At 39.9% G+C, this 14856-nt stretch carries 15 protein-coding genes; 6 read left to right on the forward strand and 9 right to left on the reverse strand.

The genetic code is table 11. The annotated features are described in order from the left end of the window. Positions 1-85 precede the first annotated feature (85 nt). Positions 86-331: a TIGR02647 family protein gene (locus tag C9J48_RS18175; RefSeq protein ID WP_006233005.1), complete on the forward strand. Its 246-nt coding sequence runs from the start codon at positions 86-88 to the stop codon at positions 329-331. Between the two features lie 31 nt (positions 332-362). On the opposite strand, the gene C9J48_RS18180 is transcribed toward C9J48_RS18175, so the two are convergent. Further along, positions 363-611 carry a YkgJ family cysteine cluster protein gene (locus tag C9J48_RS18180; protein ID WP_006233006.1) on the reverse strand — a complete coding sequence of 83 codons (249 nt, stop codon included), beginning with the start codon at positions 609-611 and terminating at the stop codon, positions 363-365. Between the two features lie 262 nt (positions 612-873). Here C9J48_RS18180 and C9J48_RS18185 point away from each other — a divergent pair, with 262 nt between their 5' ends. Next, positions 874-1308: a YcgN family cysteine cluster protein gene (locus C9J48_RS18185; protein WP_006233007.1), complete on the forward strand. Its 435-nt coding sequence runs from the start codon at positions 874-876 to the stop codon at positions 1306-1308. Positions 1309-1424: 116 nt separating this feature from the next. Here the strand turns inward: C9J48_RS18185 and dusC are convergent, their stop codons facing one another. Continuing rightward, positions 1425-2393, reverse strand: a complete 969-nt coding sequence (gene dusC, locus C9J48_RS18190; RefSeq protein WP_006233008.1) for a tRNA dihydrouridine(16) synthase DusC — start codon at positions 2391-2393, stop codon at positions 1425-1427. A 90-nt stretch (positions 2394-2483) separates the two neighbouring features. Then, entirely contained in the window at positions 2484-3197 is a 714-nt protein-coding gene (locus C9J48_RS18195; protein WP_006233009.1) for a Rossmann-fold NAD(P)-binding domain-containing protein, read from the reverse strand. A 34-nt stretch (positions 3198-3231) separates the two neighbouring features. On the opposite strand from C9J48_RS18195, the gene C9J48_RS27960 reads away from it, so the two are divergent. After that, positions 3232-3369, forward strand: coding sequence for a hypothetical protein (locus C9J48_RS27960; RefSeq protein ID WP_006233010.1), 138 nt, complete (start codon positions 3232-3234; stop codon positions 3367-3369). A 142-nt stretch (positions 3370-3511) separates the two neighbouring features. Next, positions 3512-4159, forward strand: a complete 648-nt coding sequence (locus C9J48_RS18200; RefSeq protein ID WP_036804153.1) for a YecA family protein — start codon at positions 3512-3514, stop codon at positions 4157-4159. Between the two features lie 120 nt (positions 4160-4279). Here C9J48_RS18200 and dsbB read toward each other — a convergent pair whose 3' ends face one another. Further along, positions 4280-4810 carry a disulfide bond formation protein DsbB gene (gene dsbB, locus C9J48_RS18205; protein WP_006233012.1) on the reverse strand — a complete coding sequence of 177 codons (531 nt, stop codon included), beginning with the start codon at positions 4808-4810 and terminating at the stop codon, positions 4280-4282. A 103-nt stretch (positions 4811-4913) separates the two neighbouring features. Further along, complete coding sequence (gene nhaB / locus C9J48_RS18210) at positions 4914-6503, reverse strand: Na(+)/H(+) antiporter NhaB (RefSeq protein ID WP_006233013.1); 1590 nt, start codon at positions 6501-6503, stop codon at positions 4914-4916. Between the two features lie 440 nt (positions 6504-6943). On the opposite strand from nhaB, the gene fadR reads away from it, so the two are divergent. Further along, positions 6944-7795 (forward strand): fatty acid metabolism transcriptional regulator FadR, encoded by an 852-nt coding sequence (gene fadR / locus C9J48_RS18215; protein WP_006233014.1) that lies wholly within the window; start codon positions 6944-6946, stop codon positions 7793-7795. A 109-nt stretch (positions 7796-7904) separates the two neighbouring features. On the opposite strand, the gene C9J48_RS18220 is transcribed toward fadR, so the two are convergent. The 3 genes from C9J48_RS18220 to C9J48_RS18230 all read right to left on the reverse strand — a co-directional run bounded on the left by C9J48_RS18220 (position 7905) and on the right by C9J48_RS18230 (position 12759). Then, positions 7905-9434: a SpoVR family protein gene (locus tag C9J48_RS18220; RefSeq protein WP_006233015.1), complete on the reverse strand. Its 1530-nt coding sequence runs from the start codon at positions 9432-9434 to the stop codon at positions 7905-7907. A gap of 69 nt (positions 9435-9503) precedes the next feature. Then, entirely contained in the window at positions 9504-10775 is a 1272-nt protein-coding gene (locus tag C9J48_RS18225) for a YeaH/YhbH family protein (protein WP_006233016.1), read from the reverse strand. 49 nt (positions 10776-10824) lie between these two features. Further along, on the reverse strand, positions 10825-12759 hold the full coding sequence (locus C9J48_RS18230; RefSeq protein ID WP_006233017.1) for a PrkA family serine protein kinase: 1935 nt from the start codon (positions 12757-12759) through the stop codon (positions 10825-10827). 603 nt (positions 12760-13362) lie between these two features. On the opposite strand from C9J48_RS18230, the gene C9J48_RS18235 reads away from it, so the two are divergent. Then, positions 13363-13743: a VOC family protein gene (locus C9J48_RS18235; protein ID WP_006233019.1), complete on the forward strand. Its 381-nt coding sequence runs from the start codon at positions 13363-13365 to the stop codon at positions 13741-13743. Between the two features lie 100 nt (positions 13744-13843). On the opposite strand, the gene C9J48_RS18240 is transcribed toward C9J48_RS18235, so the two are convergent. Further along, positions 13844-14719, reverse strand: coding sequence for a D-hexose-6-phosphate mutarotase (locus C9J48_RS18240; RefSeq protein WP_006233020.1), 876 nt, complete (start codon positions 14717-14719; stop codon positions 13844-13846). Positions 14720-14856: the final 137 nt, after the last annotated feature.

A 14856-nucleotide genomic window follows, 5' to 3' on the forward strand; every position in this document is an offset into this window, starting at 1 on the left:
ATATCAGGCGCTATTATTAAGCAAGTTGGTATTTAAACAAAACAGACCAAGTCTCGATTGGTAGTAAAATTATATAGAGGTGACTATGCCATATACTGCAGAACTTGTTGATGAAATGAACCTTCTTGTTAGGTTTCCAATGCACAGCGATTTGGAAGGAATCAAGGTCCGCGGTGATGCTGCGCCTGAAGTGGTAGCAGCAGCAAAACGTTTGTTTACTAAAGGTTTGGTAACGCAAGAAGATGGTGGTTATTTAACATTCTCAGGTCATCAAGCCGTAGAGCATGCTAAATCAACTATTCGTATTTTAACGGGTACCGTAGCCGTTTAATACACTTCAACAATTAGAGCAAAACTTGTCATTAAGTTATGTTTTCTAATTCCGTAATAATAGCTAAAGCTTGCTCATTTGATGTACCACATATATCTGGGCAAGCTTTAAAATTATGGCATACCGCTGGCCGTTCTGGCTGACCAAAAATGTTGCAAAGATTCTTCTCGTTTAACTGAATGCAGCGAACACCTGCCGGCTTACCATTTGGCATGCCGGGAATAGCAGAAGAGATACTTGGTGCAATACAACAAGCACCACAACTTAAGCGACATTCCATCTCATATCCTATACTTCACGAAGATATATCGTTGGGTTTTACAACCAATCACGACATTTACAAAAGGTTGCGCAAGTTACCACTCATCGTTCTCAGGGTCAAAATTTCATGCTTTTTAATGGTGTAAATAATAATGCCTCTTATTACAGCCATTCTTCAGACTTAATCAGTAGTATTCGCTTGCACTTTAATCATTAGACAGCTATAAAACCGCCTCCTTAGCTATATAGGCTAGGGTTAGGTAATGAATAGGTTGGGTAGTATGGTACGTTTTTGGGAAGATAAAGAATTAGCAATAATGACAGATCAAGAGTGGGAATCTCTCTGTGATGGTTGTGGTAAGTGCTGCTTGCATAAATTAATTGATGATGCGACAGATGATATTTATTTTACCAATGTTGCGTGTAGCTTACTGGATAACAACACTTGTTCTTGTAAAGACTATCAGAACCGTTTTGAGTCTGGTGAAGAGTGTTTAAAGCTAACACGTGAGCGTATCGACGAGTTTGTTTGGCTACCAGAAACGTGTGCATACCGTTTGCTCGCGGAAGGTAAACCTTTACCTGAGTGGCACCCTTTAATTACAGGTTCTAAAAAGGCGATGCACAAAGCGGGTGAGTCGGTAAAAGATCAAGTTGTCTATGAAATTGACGTCATTGATTGGGAAGATCACATTACCAACCACCCAAACCGTTAATCGCGTTATTGAATTCTAATAAAACCCCGATAATGATGACTTATTATAAGTTACGCATTATCGGGGTTTTGTGTTTCTAAGACTCATAGAAAGTCTTACAAATTAAGATCGAATACTTACGTCACTAATAAGGCTTGAGTATGCGCTACTGCCTGAGCCCGTTGCAAAATTTCAACAATAGGCGCTGCTTTATTTAAACTGCGAATGTCGACAAATAAGTCTTTCGCCTCAGGATATTCATGGCGCAGGTAGGCAAACCATTGTTTAACACGGTTTGGGTAGTAGAGCCCTTTATCACCTTTGATTTCAAATTCAGAAAACTTAAGCAATAGCTGAATAACATGGCTCCATGGCATATGTGCTTCATTGCGTTTTATGACATTACACAGGTTGGGCAAATTGAGTGCACCACGGCAAATCATTAATGCATCTGTTTGAGTAACGTTTAAGCATGCTTGTCCGTCTTGGTAATTCCAGACTTCACCATTGGCAATAATGGGTATAGAACTTTTTTCTTTTACTTGACGGATATAGTCCCACTTTATTGTTTCGGCTTTATAACCATCGACTTTTGTACGGGCATGAATAGCAATTTCATCACCACCAGCCTGTGCTACGGCATCGACAATTTCAAAGCAGTGCGTTGGGTCATCCCACCCTAAACGGACTTTTGCTGTTACAGGTTTCGTTGGGCAAACAGCACTACGCACTTCTTTGACTATTTGGTAAATCTTCTCGGGTTCTTTAAGCAGTACTGCACCACCGCGATTCTTATTTACCGACTTCGCTGGGCAACCAAAATTAATATCGATACCCGCTGAGCCAAGATTACTTGCGCGGTATGCATTTTCAGCCATCCATACAGGCTCTTGACCTAACAGTTGAACACGCACAGGTGTACCTGATGTTGTTTTTCCACCATGGTGAAGCTCTGGACACAGGCGATAAAAAACGCTACTTGGTAATAAGCTATCAATAATCCGAACGAACTCTGTGACGCAAAGATCGTAATCATTGATGTTTGTTAGCATCTCTCGCATTAAAGGGTCTAAGACACCTTCCATTGGACCTAAAATTACTCGCATATCACCCGTGGCTTTATCTGTGTGGCTACAATAAGTGTAAGGTGCGAGATTTTAGTGCCCAAAGGCGTGCTTGTCATCTAATCTTATGCGTTAAGCCGATTTATTCTTATTGTTCTTGTGTGATGATTTTTTTCTTATTAATGCTTTTCCCGATATTACCTGTGTTTTTTTGCTATCGGTATACTCAGGTTCCAAACTTAGGGTAAGCATGTTGCGGGCAACATCTTCAGCAGGAATGGGCTCTAAATTACCAAGAGGCCCCATCATAAGTGGGTGGATTATTTCAAATAAGCGTTGAACAATAATTTCATCTTTACGGGGGGTAGAACGTTCGCCCGTTAATGGCCCGGGTCTAACGAATATGCAGCGAGCAAAGCCTATCTTGCTGAGTGCTTGCTCCATTTTACCCTTACAGCGTAAATAGTGGGACGGTGACCACGGGTGAGCACCGAAACTGGATACAACAGTAATATTTTTTACGCCCAATAAATGCATAGTATTAGCCACATCTTTGACTAATTGATAATCAATAGCTTCTAAATCTTTACTGCTGCCAGCTTGCTTCTTCGTCGTACCTAGGCAGATGTAACCGTATGTTGGTGTATGATCTGTCTCATTCCATGCTGTTACCCGTAGTTCTGGGTGAACAATTTGCGTAAGGTTTTTACTGTGAAAAGGCAGTTCACGGCGTGACAAAGAATAAACGATATTAAAATGCTCGCAGGCCAGTAATTGATGAAGAAGTTCATCTCCTACTAGTCCACTAGCACCTGCAATAATCGCACTCGCTTTTTCTTGACGCATTATTTTGCTTCCTAACAACCAAAAAGAAAAATGTATGAAGTTATTTGGATATATATCCACGTTACCTCAAGAAGCTCGTTTCAGCGAGAATAAAACCAGTTTTGCCTTTATCTTCATCAAATATCAACACTATTTATGTAGAATTGCAGAGTTGGTTGAAGATAAAGTTTAGTTACACGCTTTGGTTTAACTATTTGTTAACGTTAGTGATGGAGTTATTAACGTAGAGTTTGCTGTCCTGTACCTCGCATCCTCAGGTTGTTGAGGTATAATCGGGCTATATTGAGAACCGTATGATAGAACCGGAAAATAAAATGACAGACTTAATGACACTACCCGCTGATTGGGATGGCATGCCTGCCGCATTCATTGAAGGCGCACTTTTGGCTGCGAATGCAAACCCAAAGCCACTGGTTCCTGAAGCATGGTTACCAGTACTTATTAATGGTGGTGTGGTTGAAGAAGATCAAAAAGATGTGACCGATGAACAGAAAAAAGCAATTCTTAGTCACTTTCAAATGCAGTATCAGTACATCAAAGCAGGTGAATACGAATTACCAAAAAGTGTAGCGTGGAATGCAGAAGATGGCGTGAGCGAATCTTTAGGGCATTTCGCTGAAGGCTTTCTAAGTGTATGGCCTCAAATCGAACCAAATTGGGCCGATCAAGCTATTTCAGATGGCACCATGCGTATGTTATCTGCGCTTATTACAACGATGATGTTACTGCTTGATGAAGAAGACACATTAGCGCAAATGAAAGAGGCTGGAATGACAAGTCTACCAACGCCGAGCGATCTTTATCCTCAGGTATCACTGATGATTGGTGAAGTGGTAATGGCTGCTGATGAAATGCAGCAAGGTGCGGGTGCGCAGGCGGTAAACCCCTATAAAGAAACAGGCCGTAATGATGCTTGTTTGTGTAATAGCGGTAAAAAATTCAAGCAATGTTGTGGTAAGTAATACTCTACAGGCTCTCCTATTTTTGAGGCCTTAGACGCTTAACACAGCACATTAAAAAAGGAGAACGTGATGTTCTCCTTTTTTGTTTAAACCGTATTTAATGGTGCTTTAACTGGTTATTTACATATCCCGAATGGTATTCGTCTTCTTACTAAAAAACTGAGCAATAACGATCAATGCTAATGCGACTAAATTACCTGCAAAGATAATAACGAGCCATTGCGGCATTGATTGCCCAAGGAAAGTCCAAACGACTTTTGCACAATCACCGTAAGCTTCGAACATCCATGGAACCCATTTATTCAACGGTGCCCAGCTAGGGAATTGTACAAAGAGATCACAGGTCGCAAAAGGTGATGGGTTAAACTGATAACCAACATGCTCAATCGATAACTGTAAGCCTCGTATAGCACTGTAACCCCATGCGATAAGCCCAGCCCAACGAATGATGGCATATTGTGGAGCAATAGCGCCTAAGAGTGCTGCAAACGCAATACCCATCATGGCAACGCGTTCATAAATACACATTACGCAAGGCTCGAGCTTCATGCCGTGCTGGAAAAAAAGAGCACTGCCCTCGAAAAAGACAATACACAGAAGTAATAGTAACCAGGATATACGGCTTTTTGAGAATGTATTTAGAAATTGCATGTGATGATCTCTAAGCTGATTGAAGTCAAAAGTATAAAATAAAGCCCTGACTAATCAGGGCTTTTACATTTCTATCGGACACTTATAATTGACAAAAATTCAATTAATGTCCAGCAGGTGCAATTGTAGACATGACTTCACCCGTATTATGAACCAGCCAGCCCATGTCGTAGAACCACTCTGTCATTGGCAGAAGCATAAACTCGATACCTGCTAAGCCAACCAGTGCAAGTACAATAGTATAAGGCAATGCCATATATACCATACGACCATACGAAAGGCGGATTAAAGGAGCAAGAGCCGAGGTTAATACGAACAAGAATGCGGCCTGACCATTTGGTGTTGCCACTGACGGTAGGTTTGTTCCCGTGTTAATAGCTACAGCTAACATGTCAAATTGATCACGAGTAATCGCGCCATTGACTAAGGCTGCTTTGACTTCATTAATGTAAACCGTACCAACAAAGACATTATCCGACACCATAGAAAGTAAACCATTGGCGATATAGAACATCGTCATCTGTGCATTACCGTTAAGCGTCAGCACCCAAGAAATAATGGGTGTAAATAACTGTTGATCAATGATTACAGCAACAATTGAGAAGAAAACGGCTAATAATGCGGTAAACGGTAATGCTTCTTCAAATGCCTTACCTAAAGCATGCTCTTCAGTAACACCTGTAAACGATGTAGCAAAGATTATAACAGTCAAACCAATCAAGCCTACTGCTGCTAAGTGCATGGCTAGGCCGACAATTAACCATACAGCGATCACTGCTTGCGCTGTTAATTTAGCGTAATCGATATTTGTACGGCTTTTGCGTTCTTCGTTATCATAATCGACCAAAATTCTACGTACGTTTTCAGGCAAAAGTGTTCCGTAACCGCAAATTTGGAATTTTTCAACTAAAGCGCAGGTCAATAACCCACACATGAAAACAGGAACAGTCACTGGTGACATGCGAAGAATAAACTCACCAAATAACCAACCTGCTTGATCGGCAATAATCAGATTTTGAGGCTCACCAACCATTGTCATTACGCCACCTAATGCCGTGCCGATACCGGCGTGCATAAGTAGACTACGTAAGAATGAGCGGTAATTTTCTAGATCATCTCGGCTCACTTCACGCACGTGAGTATCTGTGGTGTGATCATGAGAAGTATTAGGATCTTGCCCCGATGCTACTTTGTGATAAATGCTATAGAAGCCGACAGTAACGCTGATAACAACAGCGATAACCGTTAGAGCATCAAGGAAAGCGGAAAGAAATGCAGCCATTAAACAAAATGATAATGACAGTAAAATCTTAGAGCGAATGCCAATCAGTATTTTAGTAAAGATATAAAGCAATAGCTGCTTCATAAAGTAAATACCAGCAACCATGAAGATCAGTAGTAGTAACACTTCAATATTCGCAACCAACTCATGCTTAACTTGAGCAGGACTAGTCATACCAATCGCAACAGCTTCAATTGCTAATAACCCGCCAGGTTGGAGAGGGTAACATTTTAGTGCCATTGCTAATGTGAATATAAATTCGACAACTAACAGCCAGCCAGCAACAAAAGGGTCAACTAAAAAGAAAACAAAGGGATTGATGATAAGAAAGGAAATTATTGCAATTTTATACCAATCAGGCGCTTTACCTAAAAAGTTCTTAATAAACGCGTTCCCTAGCGAAATAGCCATCTTTGGGGTCTCTTATAAATGTACATGTTAATAAATGAGCTGGGCGCGGCCTTTGTATCAATTAAGACCTCTAAGCTAAACATCATATCTGGTTGGATAAATTAGATGGTGTTTAACTTAAAGTAGGCAGCAGCGTCCATTCAGCTCCCAGTATTAATTCGATGCTAACTGTACAGTTAGATCTGAATCAGTCAAGTTATGTAAGCTGATGTTACATAAATTACTCAGCTTTCATCTCAAAATGAGAATATTAATGTGCTAGAAAGCATGCTATGCAATTTACAGTTAAAGTTGTAAGTAAATGTTGCGCAGAATCAACTTTACTTAACATCTAGACCTGAATATGTCTCTGTTCTACTTTCGTAATTTCGCCTATTCTTGAACTGGTGGTATGATGAGTGAATAAAATATAAACAAGAAGCAAATTGGATAGTATTTAAATGGTTATAAAGGCTGACAGTCCAGCAACGTTTGCTGAGAAATATATCATTGAGAGTATCTGGAATGGTCACTTTCCTCAGGGTTCTATTCTTCCAGCTGAACGTGAATTATCAGAACTGATTGGCGTAACTCGCACAACATTACGTGAAGTATTACAGCGGTTAGCTCGTGATGGATGGTTGACTATCCAACATGGTAAGCCAACACGCGTGAATAATTATATGGAGACTTCAGGTCTTAGCATTTTAGACACTTTGATTACGTTAGACGGTCAAGATGTTCAGAGTGTACTTGAAGATCTATTAGCTGCTCGTACTGATATCAGCAGCGTGTTCATGCGCTATGCTGTGAAGGGTAACGGTAAAGAATCTAGCGAATTGATTGAGCATGTTATTCAATCATGTGAAGAGCTGTTGAATGCAAATAGCTTTGCTGAGTTCGTAGAAAACAGCGATGACAAACTGCCACTTATGCAGCAAGTTAAGAAAATTGTTGATAAATATGGCAAAACGGATCCTGAATTGTGTGAAGCAATTTGTCGTGCTCGTGCATTTAACTATTATGATTATCGTTTGTTCCAAGGTTTAGCGGGCAAATCAGGTAACAAGTTGTATGTATTGACGATTAATGGGCTGCGTAAAATTTACACCCGTGTGGGTGGTTATTATTTCATGAGTTCAGAAGCATGCCAGTTAGCACTAGATTTCTATCGTGAAATGCAGTCTTACTGTGATAATAATCAACCGGAACATGTTGCCGATCGTTTAAAGAAATATGGTCGTGAAAGTGGTGCGATTTGGTACAGTAACCGTATCGAAATTGCACGTTACTTATACGAAGAAGAACAGTAACTGTTCTTTAATGTATGATATATAAAAAGCCGAAGGTAATATTACCTTCGGCTTTTTATATTGTTTTTCTTATGTAGCTGTTCACACATTTTGTAACATAAAATAGGCTTTATATTTCAGTGTTATACTGATTTTGAATAGGGCAAGTTGCCAGGATTTGTGTCCTTCCATCAGGCATCTCTTCTTCAAGCGTTACGTCAAACCCCCAAATACGGTGTAAATGCTTAATTACCTCATTATAGCTATCTGCGAGTGGTACACGATTATGTGGTACATAACGAAGAGTTAATGAACGATCACCCCTAAGTGCCACATTCCAAACTTGAATGTTGGGCTCATTATTACTGAGGTTGTACTGAGAGGATAACTTTTCACGAATAGCACGATAGCCTTCTTCATTATGAATCGCATCGACTTCCACATAGTTGTGCCTGTCATCATCATTGACGGCAAAGAGTTTAAAATCACGCATTAACTTCGGCGAAAGATATTGGCTAATAAAGCTTTCATCTTTAAAGTTTCTCATCGCAAAATGTACGGTTTCCAACCAATCCTTACCGGCAATATCAGGGAACCACTGTTTATCTTCTTCCGTTGGATTTTCACACATACGTCGAATATCTTGGAACATAGCAAAACCAAGGGCATAAGGATTAATACCACTGTAGTAAGGACTATTATATTCAGGCTGTGCCACGACATTGGTGTGACTGTGAAGGAACTCCATAATGAAACGATCAGTGACTAAACCATCGTCGTAGAGGTGGTTCATGATAGTATAGTGCCAAAAAGTCGCCCAACCTTCGTTCATTACTTGAGTTTGTTTTTGCGGGTAGAAATACTGGCTAACTTTACGTACAATTCGAACGATTTCTCTTTGCCAAGGCTCTAGCAAGGGGGCGTGTTTTTCGAAGAAATAAAGAATGTTTTCTTGAGGTTCAGAAGGGAAACGAACCTCTTCTGAATGGCTTTCTTTTTCTTCATTAACCGGAATTGTGCGCCATAGTGAATTCACTTGAGTTTGCAAATAATCTTCACGTGCTTTTTGGCGGGCAGTTTCTTCCACTAACGATATTTTTTGTGGTCGCTTATAGCGATCTACACCGTAGTTCATTAATGCATGGCAAGAATCAAGTAGCCTTTCGACATCATCGACACCATACCTTTCTTCACATTCTGTAATGTATTTACGGGCAAATAAAAGATAATCAATGATCGAACTTGCATCTGTCCATGTTTGAAATAAATAGTTACCTTTGAAGAAAGAGTTATGACCATAACATGCGTGCGCCATTACTAATGCCTGCATAGTGATGGTGTTTTCTTCCATTAGGTAAGAAATACAAGGGTCTGAGTTAATAACTATTTCATAAGCCAGACCCATTTGACCATGCTTGTACCCACGTTCTGTTTCAATAAAACGTTTACCGAATGACCAATGATGGTAATTAATTGGCATGCCAATACTAGAGTAAGCATCCATCATTTGTTCAGCAGTGATGATCTCTATCTGATTAGGATAGGCATCTAACTGATAATGATCAGCAATACGTTTGATCTCTACGTGATACTGATCAAGTAGGTCAAAAGTCCAATCTGGACCATCACTGAGTGTTTTTGTCTTTGTGGTTGTAACCATATCACACTCCCCAAAAGCGCTTATTGACATCAAAAACTAATCATCAACACGTGTTAACTCTGTTAGCCACTAGCTGACCTGTTTTTTAAATAGCTCCCTGAATACAGGGAAAATGTCATCCACAGTCCTTATGTTTTGCATCGCAAAGTTAGCGTGAGTTCCTTGCAGTGCTTCGTATTCTCTCCAGAGTGTTTGATGTGCTCGTCGAGTAATCTCGATATAAGAGTAATAACGGGTTACTGGTAGAATCTCTTTATTAAGTAATTCACGACAGCCTGGCGAGTCATCAGCCCAGTTATCACCATCAGATGATTGAGCTGCATAGATGTTCCATTCAGCCGGGGAGTAACGCTTTTTAATGATGTCATTCATCATACGTAAGGCGCTGGATACAATTGTTCCCCCAGTTTCTTGTGAGTAGAAAAACTCGTGTTCATCGACTTCTTTAGCTTGTGTATGGTGGCGAATAAAGACCACATCTACATTTTTGTAGGTCCGATTTAAAAACAAATACAACAAAATGTAGAAGCGTTTCGCGATGTCTTTTGTAGCTTGATCCATCGAACCAGAGACATCCATTAAGCAGAACATAACTGCTTGGCTACTTGGCTGAGGACGACGCTCATAGTTTTTGTAGCGTAAGTCAAAGGTATCAATAAACGGCACGCTGCTTATTTTCTTTTGCAGTGCCTCTATTTCTTCTAGAATTTTCTTTTCTTCAAATGGTTGTGCAGGCTCTGTGGTCTGTAACAAGTCTAGGGCTTGTTCAAATTCACGTAGTTGTCTGCGTTTACCTGCCGTCATTGCTGTTCGACGTGCCAACGAATTTTGTAATGATCGTACTATGGCAATATTCGACGGTACACCGGCAGATTTATAACCAGAACGGAACGTCTTCCATTCAACAATTTTATTGAGTTGGTTCTTTTGAAGGTTTGGTAATTCCAAATCTTCAAACAGTAAATCAAGGTATTCATCTTTCGATATTTGAAAGACGAATTCATCCTCTCCTTCACCATCTTGGCTAGCTTGACCTTCACCTGCGCCACCTTGCCCACCCCCACTAGGGGGGCGTTCAATACGATCGCCGGGGCTAAATTGGTCGTTGCCTGGATGAACAACATTACGTTGTCCACCACGGCCTTGATGAAAGCTTGGCTCTCTGATATCGCGAGAAGGGATAGTAATATCTTCCCCGCTCTCAACATCGGTGATAGAGCGCTTATTGACCGCATCCGCAATTGATTCTTTAATTTGCGATTTATGGCGGCGTAAAAAGCGCTGACGATTCACCGTGCTTTTATTTTTACCATTGAGCCTGCGGTCTATAAAATGCGCCATAAGCTCTCCCCCCTGTTTATTTATCCTACCGCGTATTCATCTTCTGTATTTATGAAGATTTACGTACGCGTAGATACCATTCAGATAACAAACGTACTTGTTTGCGGGTGTAACCTTTTTCCATCATTCGCGCGACAAAATCATCATGTTTCTTTTGTTCATCTGTTGATGTTTTGGCATTGAAGGAAATAACAGGAAGCAGTTCTTCCGTATTCGAGAACATCTTCTTCTCAATTACAGTGCGCAGTTTTTCATAGCTGGTCCAATTTGGATTTGTTCCTGCATTGTTAGCTCGTGCACGAAGTACGAAGTTCACAATCTCATTTCGGAAATCTTTTGGATTACTGATCCCAGCAGGTTTTTCAATTTTTTCCAATTCATTATTCAATGCTGAACGGTCAAATAGTTGCCCTGTATCTGGGTCGCGGTACTCTTGATCTTGAATCCAAAAATCAGCGTAACTCACGTAGCGATCAAAGATATTCTGACCGTACTCAGAGTAAGACTCGAGATATGCGGTTTGGATTTCTTTTCCAATAAACTCAACATATTTCGGAATCAAATAACCTTTCAAAAATTCAAGGTATTTTTCAGACAGATCTTGCGGGAATTGTTCACGCTCAATTTGTTGTTCAAGTACGTAGAATAGATGAACAGGGTTCGCTGCAACTTCGGAGTGATCGAAGTTAAATACTCGGGATAGGATCTTAAAGGCAAAACGAGTCGATAGACCGTTCATTCCTTCGTCTACACCCGCGTAATCACGGTATTCTTGGTACGATTTTGCTTTAGGATCGGTATCTTTTAATGTTTCGCCGTCATAGACACGCATTTTCGAGTAGATGCTTGAATTTTCAGGCTCTTTCAAGCGAGAAAGTGCGGTGAATCGAGCAAGGATTTCTAGCGTGCTAGGTGAGCATGGTGCTGAAGATAGCTCACTGTTTTGCAGTAGTTTTTTGTAAATTCGGATTTCTTCCGAAACACGTAAACAATAAGGCACTTTCACGATGTAAACACGGTCGAGGAAGGCTTCGTTATTTTTATTATTTCGGAATGTTTGCCACTCAGATTCATTTGAGTGAGCCAGAATGATACCGTCAAACGGCAATGCTGATAAACCTTCAGTACCGTTGTAGTTACCTTCCTGTGTGGCTGTTAGTAGAGGGTGCAGCACTTTTAGTGGCGCTTTAAACATCTCTACAAATTCCATCATCCCTTGGTTAGCTTTACACAAGGCACCTGAATAACTATATGCATCAGGATCATCTTGTGAGAAGTGCTCAAGTTGGCGAATATCGACTTTACCCACTAAGGCTGAGATATCTTGGTTGTTTTCATCACCAGGCTCAGTTTTAGCAATACCGACTTGATCTAGAATAGATGGACGTACCTTGATAACTTTAAATTTGGTGATGTCACCGCCAAATTCATGCAAACGTTTTGCAGCCCAAGGAGACATAATACTATTTAGATAACGATCCGGAATGCCGTATTCTTTATTTAGAATATCGCTATCTTCATTTTTGTCGAATAAGCAGAAAGGGTGGTCATTAACGGGGCTACGTTCACCGTTTGCCGTTAAAATATAGATTGGTACTTTTTGCATTAAGCTTTTTAGCTTTTCTGCTAATGATGATTTACCGCCACCTACTGGGCCAAGTAAATACAAGATTTGTTTACGCTCTTCTAGGCCCTGTGCTGCATGCTTTAAGTAGGAAACAATTTGTTCTATCGCATCTTCCATGCCATAGAAATCTTCGAATGTTTCGTAGCGTGAAATCACACGGTTAGAGAAAAGTCTGCTCAAGCATGGATCTTGAGCGGTATCGATCATTTTTGGTTCACCGATGGCCATAAGCAGACGTTCTGCTGCGTTCACATATGAACTACGGTCATTACGGCAGATCTCAAGGAATTCTTGCAACGAAAGCTCTTCATCCTTGGCTTCTTCATAGCGTTGACGATAATGGTCAAAAATACTCATGGTATGCCCCCTGAATCGTTCTTTAATCAATTAGAAAGGACGAAAACAAAAAACTTTCACATCCCTCATATCTAAGACTAGACCTAACTGATCAAAATGCTGCACTGAGTTGTTGGTTTTTAAATAAATTTCCTTTTTTCTTTCATTTCGCTAGCTTGTATATTTCTTGTTCACAATCTCACTATCCTCTTAAAAAACGGGAGATGCAAGCGAGATTGTTAGTAAAATGTAACTGAAATTTGCTGATATTCAGTATTCGTTCTATCAATAGTCGTTAAAATTATTTAATTAATATATCTTGGTTTTATATGCTTTCTTATCGTTATTCTATAATTGAATTAAATTTTTGACGTCTATTTTATGGAGTATTACTGCGTTTTAAAGGCTGTTCGTATAATGATAAGAAATGTACTTTTACCTATTTATGTATTTTTTTGTGCTATGCGAATGAATTTATTTGTCTATTTTTGATAGTGAATAAAAAAACACGTTGAATTGGCTATATTTCTCTTTGTTGATGCTTATTTTTTGAGCGAAATCAACAACCCTGTTTTAAGCTTGAGATGTAGAACAATAAAAAGCATAGATAGGGGATTTTGATTTATGGGTATTTCACGTGTTGATACAGTATCAATTCCTGTTTCTAATCAGAGTCAGGCATTGTTATTTTATCGTGATGCGTTGGGCTTTGAATTAGTACGTGATCATCATGCAAATAATAAGAAACGCTGGATTCAACTCGCACCTAAAGGGGCGGAAACAACCATTAGTTTAGTGGTGCCATTTGCTGGAATGAAAGCGGGCTCTGTACAAGGACTGGTGGTTCAAACTGATGATATAACATCAACTTATAATGAATTAGCGGACCGGGGGGTTAGTTTGTCTGAGATTGTGTCACTTATTGGTGGTCGTTTTGCTACGTTCACGGATCCAGATGGTAACGGTTGGGTACTCATTGAAGCGACATCGCATATGATGGCTTAATGATCATTGTTTCTAGCATGCAGGTAGCAATAAGCCGCACAGTTATGCGGCTTGAAATACTGAACATTAAGCTTATCAAAAGTAAGTAATGATAGTTGACTTACTTCTTCACAGAAATCAGTGTGCTTAGAGTGTGGGATTGACCTGGTGCAAGCTCAATACCTTTGCCATGGATCGTTGATTCAACACACACCATGGTTTCAAAACTATTATCAGCCATGTCACTCATGCTGATTGATAAGTCTTGCCAAGGATTCCAAATAACCGCTGCGTTATGCCCTTGGTTTTTAACTGCAATTTTGCGTTGATTATTTTTATCATTAATCTCGATGATTTCTTGTGGAGAGGTATAAACGCGATCAACTTCTTGAGTAAATACGAGTGTGTCGTTACCTTCTGCGGCTTTACCGCCTTTTGTGCTATCGCTGAAATTTTTACCCATACCAGTAATGTCAACAGTGTTGATATCTGCAACAGTAAAGTAAGTGTGTAAGGCTCCACCATATGACCAGCTATGATCATCGACATTGGTTGATGTTAAGTGGACTTTAAGTTCTGTACCAATTTCAAAAATCAGTTCATTTTTGAATTTATGTGGCCACATTTCACGTGTTGATTCAGAGTCTTCTAACATCAGCGAAATAATCACGCCATTGCTATTTTCACGGTGTTCTTTGAGTGTCCATTGACTGTTTCGTGCAAAACCATGAGACGGTGTTGCTGCTTTTCCAAACCAAGGCCAGCAGACAGGAATACCTCCACGAATGGCTTTAGTTGTGTCAAACTCCGCTTTTTCGCTAAGCCATATTACATCTTGCTCACCTGCTGGTTTGAACCAAATTAGGTGTCCACCATGAAGAGATATACCCGCTTCGGCAGTATTATGAATAACGCGAACTATTTTCACGCCCTGAAATTCACAAATGGTAACAGCATCTGAAAGTGCATTAATCGTTGAAAGCTTACGTAAATCCATCGACTATTCCTTACTTAACTATGATTTAAATGTTTATTCAGCTATTTAATCAAAATTTCGGGTAGAAAAGATAGTTGAATAAATACTTATTTTTCTTTTAAAAATATCATCATTTATGAAAACTTATTTGTTAAATT

Source organism: Photobacterium profundum (assembly GCF_003026285.1).
Lineage (GTDB): Bacteria > Pseudomonadota > Gammaproteobacteria > Enterobacterales > Vibrionaceae > Photobacterium > Photobacterium profundum.

What these genes read in the sequence shown, in the direction of transcription:
- C9J48_RS18175 (WP_006233005.1), top strand. Translation starts at nt 86, where the DNA reads ATGCCATATACTGCAGAACTTGTTGATGAAATGAACCTTCTTGTTAGG.
- C9J48_RS18180 (WP_006233006.1), bottom strand. Translation starts at nt 611, where the DNA reads ATGGAATGTCGCTTAAGTTGTGGTGCTTGTTGTATTGCACCAAGTATC.
- C9J48_RS18185 (WP_006233007.1), top strand. Translation starts at nt 874, where the DNA reads ATGGTACGTTTTTGGGAAGATAAAGAATTAGCAATAATGACAGATCAA.
- dusC (WP_006233008.1), bottom strand. Translation starts at nt 2,393, where the DNA reads ATGCGAGTAATTTTAGGTCCAATGGAAGGTGTCTTAGACCCTTTAATG.
- C9J48_RS18195 (WP_006233009.1), bottom strand. Translation starts at nt 3,197, where the DNA reads ATGCGTCAAGAAAAAGCGAGTGCGATTATTGCAGGTGCTAGTGGACTA.
- C9J48_RS27960 (WP_006233010.1), top strand. Translation starts at nt 3,232, where the DNA reads ATGAAGTTATTTGGATATATATCCACGTTACCTCAAGAAGCTCGTTTC.
- C9J48_RS18200 (WP_036804153.1), top strand. Translation starts at nt 3,512, where the DNA reads ATGACAGACTTAATGACACTACCCGCTGATTGGGATGGCATGCCTGCC.
- dsbB (WP_006233012.1), bottom strand. Translation starts at nt 4,810, where the DNA reads ATGCAATTTCTAAATACATTCTCAAAAAGCCGTATATCCTGGTTACTA.
- nhaB (WP_006233013.1), bottom strand. Translation starts at nt 6,503, where the DNA reads ATGGCTATTTCGCTAGGGAACGCGTTTATTAAGAACTTTTTAGGTAAA.
- fadR (WP_006233014.1), top strand. Translation starts at nt 6,944, where the DNA reads ATGGTTATAAAGGCTGACAGTCCAGCAACGTTTGCTGAGAAATATATC.
- C9J48_RS18220 (WP_006233015.1), bottom strand. Translation starts at nt 9,434, where the DNA reads ATGGTTACAACCACAAAGACAAAAACACTCAGTGATGGTCCAGATTGG.
- C9J48_RS18225 (WP_006233016.1), bottom strand. Translation starts at nt 10,775, where the DNA reads ATGGCGCATTTTATAGACCGCAGGCTCAATGGTAAAAATAAAAGCACG.
- C9J48_RS18230 (WP_006233017.1), bottom strand. Translation starts at nt 12,759, where the DNA reads ATGAGTATTTTTGACCATTATCGTCAACGCTATGAAGAAGCCAAGGAT.
- C9J48_RS18235 (WP_006233019.1), top strand. Translation starts at nt 13,363, where the DNA reads ATGGGTATTTCACGTGTTGATACAGTATCAATTCCTGTTTCTAATCAG.
- C9J48_RS18240 (WP_006233020.1), bottom strand. Translation starts at nt 14,719, where the DNA reads ATGGATTTACGTAAGCTTTCAACGATTAATGCACTTTCAGATGCTGTT.